The organism is Limnohabitans sp. (assembly GCF_044361985.1).
In the GTDB taxonomy this organism is placed as follows: Bacteria; Pseudomonadota; Gammaproteobacteria; order Burkholderiales; family Burkholderiaceae_C; genus Limnohabitans_A.
Map to the genome: position 1 here is coordinate 1 of NZ_JBIKHV010000089.1, position 8,475 is coordinate 8,475.

Annotated in this window: 8 protein-coding genes; 2 read left to right on the forward strand and 6 right to left on the reverse strand. The window is 60.1% G+C overall.

The window, feature by feature from the left end; translation table 11 throughout:
• Nucleotides 1–24 precede the first annotated feature (24 nt).
• The 4 genes from ACIQ3A_RS12230 to ACIQ3A_RS12245 form a co-directional block, all read right to left on the reverse strand.
• A complete protein-coding gene (locus tag ACIQ3A_RS12230; protein WP_396432012.1) occupies nucleotides 25–756 on the reverse strand; it encodes an AzlC family ABC transporter permease in 732 nt (243 codons plus the stop codon).
• Nucleotides 756–1,721 carry a methionyl-tRNA formyltransferase gene (fmt, locus tag ACIQ3A_RS12235; RefSeq protein ID WP_396432013.1) on the reverse strand — a complete coding sequence of 322 codons (966 nt, stop codon included), beginning with the start codon at nucleotides 1,719–1,721 and terminating at the stop codon, nucleotides 756–758. Before fmt ends, ACIQ3A_RS12230 begins: the two co-directional genes overlap by 1 nt.
• Before the next feature lie 7 nt (nucleotides 1,722–1,728).
• Nucleotides 1,729–2,235 (reverse strand): peptide deformylase, encoded by a 507-nt coding sequence (def, locus tag ACIQ3A_RS12240; protein ID WP_108407407.1) that lies wholly within the window; start codon nucleotides 2,233–2,235, stop codon nucleotides 1,729–1,731.
• 90 nt (nucleotides 2,236–2,325) lie between these two features.
• A complete protein-coding gene (locus tag ACIQ3A_RS12245) occupies nucleotides 2,326–3,978 on the reverse strand; it encodes a phosphoethanolamine transferase (RefSeq protein ID WP_396432014.1) in 1,653 nt (550 codons plus the stop codon).
• A gap of 203 nt (nucleotides 3,979–4,181) precedes the next feature.
• Here ACIQ3A_RS12245 and ACIQ3A_RS12250 point away from each other — a divergent pair, with 203 nt between their 5' ends.
• Both ACIQ3A_RS12250 and dprA read left to right on the forward strand, forming a co-directional pair.
• Complete coding sequence (locus tag ACIQ3A_RS12250; protein ID WP_396432015.1) at nucleotides 4,182–4,919, forward strand: phosphatase PAP2 family protein; 738 nt, start codon at nucleotides 4,182–4,184, stop codon at nucleotides 4,917–4,919.
• Nucleotides 4,920–5,002: 83 nt separating this feature from the next.
• Nucleotides 5,003–6,208: a DNA-processing protein DprA gene (gene dprA, locus ACIQ3A_RS12255; protein WP_396432016.1), complete on the forward strand. Its 1,206-nt coding sequence runs from the start codon at nucleotides 5,003–5,005 to the stop codon at nucleotides 6,206–6,208.
• A gap of 1 nt (nucleotide 6,209) precedes the next feature.
• On the opposite strand, the gene secF is transcribed toward dprA, so the two are convergent.
• The gene (gene secF / locus ACIQ3A_RS12260) at nucleotides 6,210–7,160 is read right to left on the reverse strand and encodes a protein translocase subunit SecF (protein ID WP_396432017.1); all 951 of its coding nucleotides are present in this window, start codon (nucleotides 7,158–7,160) and stop codon (nucleotides 6,210–6,212) included.
• A 12-nt stretch (nucleotides 7,161–7,172) separates the two neighbouring features.
• Nucleotides 7,173–8,475: protein translocase subunit SecD (gene secD, locus ACIQ3A_RS12265; RefSeq protein WP_396432018.1), on the reverse strand; the 1,303-nt coding region annotated here is incomplete at its 5' end.

The window sequence follows — 8,475 nt, forward strand, 5'->3', positions numbered from 1 at the left end:
CCAAGGTCGAGAGGTCTGTGTTGTTCATGTCGTGGCACCTGAAACGGGCTTGAGCTTTTCAACCGTCAGGCACAAGATCACGGCCACGGCAATGGCCACCACAATGTTGAGCTTGAGCGGCAGCGAATAGGCCACCACCGCAGCCACCCCAGCGACTGCCGCCGACAACACGCGCATGCGCGAGCTGGCCAATGAGCATTGAATGCCCAACAGACACAAGATGCCCGCAAAGCCCAGCCCCCAAGAGGGCGGGATCAAGTTGGCGAGTGCAACGCCTACAAAACTCGCCACAACCCAGGAGGCCCAATTCAGAAAGTCATTGCCCGCCAAATAGGCCTCTTGCGCCAGGCGCTCGGGGGGCGTCTCTGCAGGTTTGGGGTGTTTGCGGGTGAACAACACATAACTGATATCGGCTGTGAGGTAGCCATGGAACATGCGCTGCCAGCGCGGCAAATGCATCAGGTAGGGCCGCAAGTGCAAACTGAACACCACAAAGCGCAGGTTGACGCAGAAGCCGGTGGCCAGGATCACCCAGACCGGCGCGCCCGCCACGATCAGCGGAATCGCGGCCAATTGCGAGCTGCCCGCAAACACCAGCAAAGTCATGGCGCTGGCCTCGAACACGCTCATGCCCGACTTGACCATGGCCACCCCGGTCATGAGCCCCCAGGCGGCGATGCCGGGTGACTGGGGCGACACCTCGCGCATGCCGACCAAAAAGGCAGGGTGCCGGTACAGGCGGGACAGAAAAAACATCAGGCATGCACCAGTCGCTGGCCCACTTGCAACGGACATCCACGTAAAAAATCGGCGGCATTCAGGCGTTTGCCACCGGGCCGCTGCAATTGGGTCAGGCACAGCTGGCCTTGCCCGCAGGCCACCCGCACACCCGATGCATCGGCACGCAACACGCTGCCAGGCTCAGCGGGGTGTTCGGCAGGCTCGGCCGTGGCATGCCAAAGCTTGAGGGTTTCTTGGCCCGAAGTGCTGGCCAGAGGCACCGTCATGCCCGGAAACGGGTCAAACGCCCGGATACGGCGGGCCAGCAAGTCGGCGGGCAAAGTCCAGTCGAGGGCCGCTTCGGCTTTTTCAATCTTGTGGGCATAAGTCACGCCCTCTGCGGGTTGGGGCAATGGCTTGAGGTGGTCGATCTCGGCCAAAGCCTGCACGATGGCCTCGCCCCCCAAAACGGCCAGCCGGTCATGCAAAGCAGCCGTGGTGTCGGCAGGCAAGATGGCTTGCGTGCGCACCAGCAGCATGTCGCCCGTGTCCAGGCCCGCATCCATCTGCATGATGGTGATACCGGTCAGGGTGTCTCCCGCCTCGATGGCTCGGTGAATGGGGGCTGCGCCGCGCCAGCGCGGCAGCAAAGAGGCATGAATGTTCAGGCAACCCGTGGGTGGCAGATCGAGCACCCATTGCGGCAAGATCAGCCCATAGGCGGCGACGACCATGGCGTCGGCATTTGCGGCCAGCAGCGCCTGGCGGGCGGCCACAGCATCTTCGGGGTATTTGCCATCAAGGCGCAGACTGCGAGGCTGGGCCACCGGCACATGGTGCTCAAGGGCCCATTGCTTGACGGGCGAAGGTTGAAGCTTCATGCCACGACCGGCGGGGCGGTCGGGCTGGGTCAGCACCAAAACGATGTCGTGGCCTGCAGCGTGCAAGGCGGCCATGGCCAGCTGGGCAAATTCGGGCGTGCCCGCAAAAATCAATCGCATGCCGTGCTCAGCGCTCGGCTTTTTGGGCTTTGACCATTTTGGTCTTGATGCGGCCCTGTTTGAGTGGCGACAGGTATTCCACAAACACTTTGCCCAGCAAATGGTCCAACTCATGCTGAATGCACACGGCCAACATGCCTTCGGCCTCAATGCTTTGTGTCTTGCCGTGGCGATCGAGCGCCATGACCTTGACAGCCGTGGCACGCGCCACACCGTCGTAAATGCCGGGCACCGACAAGCACCCTTCTTCGCCCTTGATGCGTTCATCGCCCAACCAGGTGATGTCGGGGTTGATCAGCACCATGGGCTGATTGCGATCTTCAGAGGTGTCGATCACCACCAGGCGTTCGTGCACGTCGATCTGCGTGGCCGCCAGGCCAATGCCGCCTGCTTCGTACATGGTTTCAAGCATGTCGTCGATCAGGGCGTGAATGCGCGCATCCACTGTCTGCACGGGCTTGGCCACCTTGTGCAGGCGAGGATCGGGATAGCAAAGAATGGGAAGCAGGGCCATGGGTCAGTGGATAAATAAAACCAGGTGCGTATTGTCCCTAATTTCAGCCGGGGCTGTGCAGACAGGTTTGCACAGCCCGGCCGAGCCCGGTCAACGACTGCCTGAGCAAGCCGCAAAGAGGTCCAGATCCGGCTTGGCCAGACCGGTCTTGACCTGGCTCAAGCCCAGCATCGAGTGAAACAGGTTGTCGTGCGTGAGTGCCTTGGCACTTTGCCCTTGCAGGCAAGCCATGGTCCAACCACGCTGGCGCTGCATGGGCTTGGACAACCAGACCACCATGGGCACATGAATTTGCTCTTTAGGCGCGATGCTGTAAGGCATGCCGTGCAAGTACAAGCCTTTTTCGCCCAACGACTCGCCGTGGTCAGACAGGTACATCAGCGCTGTGGGGCGCGACTGGACTTGCAGCCAATTCACCGTCTGGGCAATGAAATGATCGGTGTAAAGGATCGAGTTGTCGTAAGCATTGGCGATTTGTTCAGAGGGGCAATTTTGCAGCGCATGGCTGCTGCATTCGGGCTGAAACTGCTTCATGGCCGCAGGCGAACGCTTGTAATACGCGGGGCCGTGGCTGCCCATCTGGTGCAACACCACCACCGTGCCTTTGGCTCGGCGTGCCGGGTCCAGCGCTGCCAGTTGCTTGGGCAATTCGTGCAGCATGACTTCGTCCAGACATTCGCCGTCTTTGCAAAACTCGGGCACCTTCAGCGCTGTGGTCGAGACATTCGGCACCCGCTCACACACACCTTTGCAGCCCGACTGGTTGTCCAGCCAGAGCACCGCCAAGCCTGCACGCTGCAACACATCGAGCAAGCTTTCAAAACGCTGGTTGCTGCTCTCGTAAGCGGCTTTGCCCAAATGAGAGAACATGCAGGGCACCGAGGCTTGTGTGCTGGTGCCACAGGATTTCACGTCGGAAAAATAAGCCAGATCACCTTGCGCCTGCAACTGGCGCAACTGGGGCGTGGTGTCACGGGCATACCCGCCCAAACCAAAATTGGCAGCTCGCGCCGTCTCACCCAACACCAGCACGATCAATGGGGACTTGTCTGGCGCCGCAAGGGGCGCCATTGCCTGCGCATCTTCGCCGATCGCCAGCAAAGGCTGGCTGGCCAAAGTCGCTTGCCCCACGAACAAACGGGTCACCGCATACACGCTGTTGAACGGGTTCACCATGTAACGCAAATGCTTGTGGTTGCGCGTCAGCGAGGCGATGTCCTGAAACGACATCCAAAACAAACCCACGGCCACCAGCAAGGCCAGCAAGGACACGCCCAATTGACGCACCAGCAAGGGCTTGGCATTCACAGCGCGAACAGGCTGCCGCCACAACCAGACTCCGGGAAGGATCACGCCCAACACCAAAGCAGCCAGCATCGGCCAGGACAGCAGGTCACGCACCTCGCGCACATCGGTTTGCACCACATTGGCCAACATGCTGGGGTCAATCACCACCCCGTAGGTGAGCATGAAATAACTGCTCGAAGCCACCGTCATCAACATCACCAGGCCCGCAGGCTTGAGCCATCGTGGCCAGACCCAAAGACACAAAAACCAGCCGACCAGCCCCAACAAAATCAGCCACAGGCTGACCATGGTGGTCAGCGCGCGCAAGCCCTGTGTTTCAGGCAGCGTCCAGATGGCCATCCAAAAAGGAAAATTACCCACCGTGCCCAGCCAGAGGGTCAACACCGCCAGCAAGGTGGTGGGGTGCCAAGCAGAACGCACGGAAATAAGCTTCATGGGTGGGTCGCGAAATTCAAATGGGCTTGATTCTAGACACGGCACATGAAGTTGCGCTGAAGGGCTTCGCAAAAGCATTGCCAAAAACCGCCTGTTTTGCCGCACACCGCACAATCTCACTTACATTCTGGGCAAGGGTATGTTCAGTGCTTTGCACGCCCACACCCAGCCCCTCAGCACCCTGCCTTTAGCCTGACAGATACATGTCCCCAGAGACCTCTTACGCCAAGCTTGGCGACCTTTCTCCTTCGCGGCGCCTGGGGCAATTCACCTGGGTAGCCCTGATGTGTTTGCTGGCCTGGGATTTTTCCGGACTTGACAACACGGTGATGCACTGGATCGCCGAGGGCGGCAGTTTCAGCCTGAGCAACAACTGGTGGCTCAAGGAAATTTTGCACACACGGGCCAAGCAACTGGCCATCGTCGTTTATTTTGGGCTGCTGGCCATGGTTTGGTGGCCTGTGGGGCCGTTCAGACAGCTGGCCCGTTTGCAACGCACGGAAATCATGGTCGGCATCACGCTTTCCCTGGTCACCATCAGCACCCTCAAACGGTTCAGCCTGACCAGTTGCCCTTGGGAGTTACAAGATTTTGGAGGTGCAGCCACCTACATCTCGCACTGGAACTGGGGCCTGGGCGATGGGGGCTCAGGCCATTGCTTTCCGGGTGGCCACGTTTCGTCTGCACTGGGTTTTACGGCACTGGCTTTGCCCTGGCTCGGCTCTGGTTTGACGGCGCAACGCAAGATTGGGCGGCGCATCTTGCTGGGTGTTCTGGCAATGGGCGTGGTGCTGGGTCTGACCCAAACCCTGCGGGGTGCGCATTACCCCAGCCACACCTTGTGGACGGGTTTTATCTGCTGGGCTGTGGCGTTTGCCAACCACCTGTGGTTTGGCTGGCTGGCCCACCTGCGACTAAAGCGCATCCGGTCCAGCCTCTGATGGCCAACGGTGCCTCACTTTCCAAAAAAATAGAGGCGGCTGCGCCACCAATAAACTAGGCAGCAGCACGGGTTAGGCCCACAATGTCTGCACAGACAGCCGCCAAGGCTGCACAGGGAGACATGATGGTGAATACACCCGAAGAACTGGGCGGCTGGCTGCGCCTGTCGCTCACCCCAGGCGTCGGACCGGACGGCGCCAGACGGTTGCTGGCAGCATTTGGCGAACCCCAGGCCATTTGGACCCAACCCGATGCGGCCTTGCGCCAGATCGTCTCGGCGCAGCAAGCCAAGGCACTTCAACAGCCCCCGCTGGGCTGGTCAGAATTGACGGACGAAACATGGCAATGGTTGCAAGCCCCGACTGACCCAGGCATTGGCCGTGCCGTGGTCACATTGGGCGATGCCGACTACCCCGGTGCCCTGCTGGAAATTCCCGATCCACCATTGATGCTCTACGCCATGGGCCAGATTGGCGCCCTGCGGGGCCTCAAGGCCGCGCAAACAGTGGCGATGGTGGGCAGCCGCAACCCGACACCACAAGGTCAGATCAATGCCCGCGAGTTTGCGCGCAGCCTGGCTGCCAGCGGACTGACGGTCATCTCGGGCATGGCGCTGGGCATAGATGGCGCCGCACATGAAGGGGCGCTGCTGGGTGCTCATGCCGATATGCTGCCCACCATCGCCGTGGTGGGCACTGGGCTGGACCGGGTTTATCCGCGCCAACACCGGCAGTTGGCACACCAGATTGCCCAACGGGGCTTGATCCTCAGCGAATACCCGTTAGGCACGCCACCCCTGGCCCCCAATTTCCCGCGCCGCAACCGTTTGATCTCCGGCTTGTCGCAAGCCACGCTGGTCGTTGAAGCCGCCTTGCTGTCGGGCTCGCTCATCACCGCCAAGCAAGCGCTGGAACAAGGCCGTGACGTGATGGCCATCCCCGGCTCGATCCACTCAGCCCAGTCCAAGGGCTGCCATCTGCTGATCAAGCAAGGGGCAAAGCTGGTGGAGTCAGCGCAAGACGTCTTGGAGGAGTTGCGCTTGCCTGAGGTTTTCAGGCAAGTGCCATTGGCGCTGGAGGGGGACGAACCGCAAGAGGCTCAAGCTGATGACCAAACCGAGGACGCCCTGCTCTGCGCTCTGGGCCACGACCCGGTGAGTCTTGATGCCCTGCAAGCGCGCTGCGGATGGACAACCGCTCAGCTGCAAGCCCAGTTGCTGGAGCTGGAGCTGCTTGGGCAAGTAGGTCGCCTGCCGGGCGGGCTGTTTCAGCGCATCGGCTCGGCTTAATTCAGACCACAGCGCCCGAGTTTTCGTCGCCAGGATCGTTGTCTTTCTTGATCGGCTTGATCAGGTCTTCGCGCTGCAAACCCAACCACATGGCAATCGCCGCCGCCACGAAGACCGACGAGTAAATGCCAAAGCAAATACCGATGGTCAGGGCCATGGCAAAGTAGTGCAAGGTCTCGCCCCCAAAAAGCAGCATGGACAAGACCATGATCTGGGTTGAACCGTGGGTGATGATGGTGCGACTGATGGTGGAAGTGATCGCGTTGTCGATGATCTCGACCGTGTTCATCTTGCGGTAACGGCGAAAGTTCTCCCGGATTCGGTCAAAAATCACCACCGATTCGTTGACCGAATAACCCAGCACCGCCAGCACGGCAGCCAGCACCGCGAGCGAAAACTCCCACTGGAAGAAGGCGAAAAAGCCCAGGATGATGATCACGTCGTGCAAGTTGGCGATGATGGCCGAGACGGCAAACTTCCACTCGAAGCGGATCGCCAGATAAATCATGATGCCGATCACCACAAAACCCAAGGCTTTCAGGCCGTCTTCGGCCAGCTCGTCACCGACTTGCGGACCCACAAACTCGGTGCGGCGCAACGTGACATCCGGGTCATTGGCTTTGAGGGCCGCCAGGACTTTTTCGCTTTGCTGCGCCGAGCTCACATTTTTTTGAGCGGGCAGGCGAATCATCACCTCACGCGCCGAGCCGAAGTTTTGCACCTGCACCTCAGAAAAGCCCAGCGTAGCCACCGTACCGCGCACCTTTTGCAGGTCGGCGGGCTGGCTGTAGCTCACTTCCATCAAGGTGCCACCGGTGAATTCCACCGACAAGTGCAGGCCACGGCTGAAGAGGAAAAACACCGCCAAGGCAAAGGTCACGAAGGAGATCACGTTGAAGACCACCGCGTGCTTCATGAACGGGATGTCTTTTCTGATTTTGAATAATTCCATGCTCTGCTCCCCTTAGTCGGCTTTCACCGCAGTGCCAGCCTCAGGCCGCCACACGGTGCCGATGGACACCGATTTGAGTTTCTTTTTGCCGCCGTACCAGAGGTTGACCAAGCCGCGCGAGAAAAACACCGCGGAGAACATGCTGGTCAAAATGCCGATGCAGTGCACCACGGCAAAGCCGCGCACCGGACCCGAGCCAAACGCCAGCAAGGCCACACCGGCAATCAAGGTGGTGATGTTGGAGTCAAAAATCGTGGCCCAGGCACGGTCGTAACCGGCATGGATGGCTGCTTGCGGGCTGACGCCATTGCGCAGCTCTTCACGCACACGCTCGTTGATCAGCACGTTGGAGTCAATGGCCATGCCCAGCGCCAGCGCCATCGCGGCCATGCCAGGCAGCGTGAGGGTGGCTTGCAGCAGGGACAAAATGGCCACCAAAAACAACAGGTTCACACCCAGCGCAATGCCAGAGAACATGCCGAACATGGCGTAATAAACCACCATGAAGGCCACGATCACCAGGAAACCCCAGGTCACACTGCTGAAGCCTTTGGCAATGTTCTCAGCCCCCAAGCTCGGGCCGATGGTGCGCTCTTCGATGATCTCCATGGGCGCAGCCAGGGAGCCTGCACGCAACAACAAGGCGGTGTCGTTGGCTTCGGCCGTGTTCATGCGGCCCGAAATCTGCACGCGTCCGCCACCAATTTCGGCGCGAATCACCGGCGCAGTGACCACCTCGCCCTTGCCCTTTTCGAACAGGATGATGGCCATGCGCTTGCCCACGTTGTCGCGGGTCACGTCCTTGAAAATACGGGCGCCCTTGGCATCCAAGGTCAGGTTGACCACCGGCTCTTGCGTCTGGCCATCAAAACCGGGCTGGGCATCGGTCAGGTTGTCACCCGTCAAAACGACTTGCTTTTTGACGATCAACGGCCTGCCATCCCGCTCCAGGTAGCGCTCCGCACCAAAAGGCACAATGCCGCCCGCCTGCTCAGCGGCACGTGCTTCGGTGCTTTCGTCCACCATGCGCACCTCGAGTGTGGCGGTGCGGCCCAAAATGTCTTTGGCCTTGGCGGTGTCCTGCACACCAGGCAACTGGACCACGATGCGGTCAAGGCCTTGCTGCTGAATCACCGGTTCGGCCACGCCGAGTTCGTTGATGCGGTTGTGCAAGGTGGTGATGTTTTGCTTCAGGGCCTGCTCTTGTACGCGTCGAGCGGCTTCGGGCTTGATACTGGCCGTCAGGCGAAACTCGCTGCCCTCCGCCGCTTCTTGTGTTTGCAAATCGACAAACTGGGCCGACAGGACGCGCTTG

What these genes read in the sequence shown, in the direction of transcription:
- ACIQ3A_RS12230 (WP_396432012.1), bottom strand. Translation starts at nt 756, where the DNA reads ATGTTTTTTCTGTCCCGCCTGTACCGGCACCCTGCCTTTTTGGTCGGC.
- fmt (WP_396432013.1), bottom strand. Translation starts at nt 1,721, where the DNA reads ATGCGATTGATTTTTGCGGGCACGCCCGAATTTGCCCAGCTGGCCATG.
- def (WP_108407407.1), bottom strand. Translation starts at nt 2,235, where the DNA reads ATGGCCCTGCTTCCCATTCTTTGCTATCCCGATCCTCGCCTGCACAAG.
- ACIQ3A_RS12245 (WP_396432014.1), bottom strand. Translation starts at nt 3,978, where the DNA reads ATGAAGCTTATTTCCGTGCGTTCTGCTTGGCACCCCACCACCTTGCTG.
- ACIQ3A_RS12250 (WP_396432015.1), top strand. Translation starts at nt 4,182, where the DNA reads ATGTCCCCAGAGACCTCTTACGCCAAGCTTGGCGACCTTTCTCCTTCG.
- dprA (WP_396432016.1), top strand. Translation starts at nt 5,003, where the DNA reads ATGTCTGCACAGACAGCCGCCAAGGCTGCACAGGGAGACATGATGGTG.
- secF (WP_396432017.1), bottom strand. Translation starts at nt 7,160, where the DNA reads ATGGAATTATTCAAAATCAGAAAAGACATCCCGTTCATGAAGCACGCG.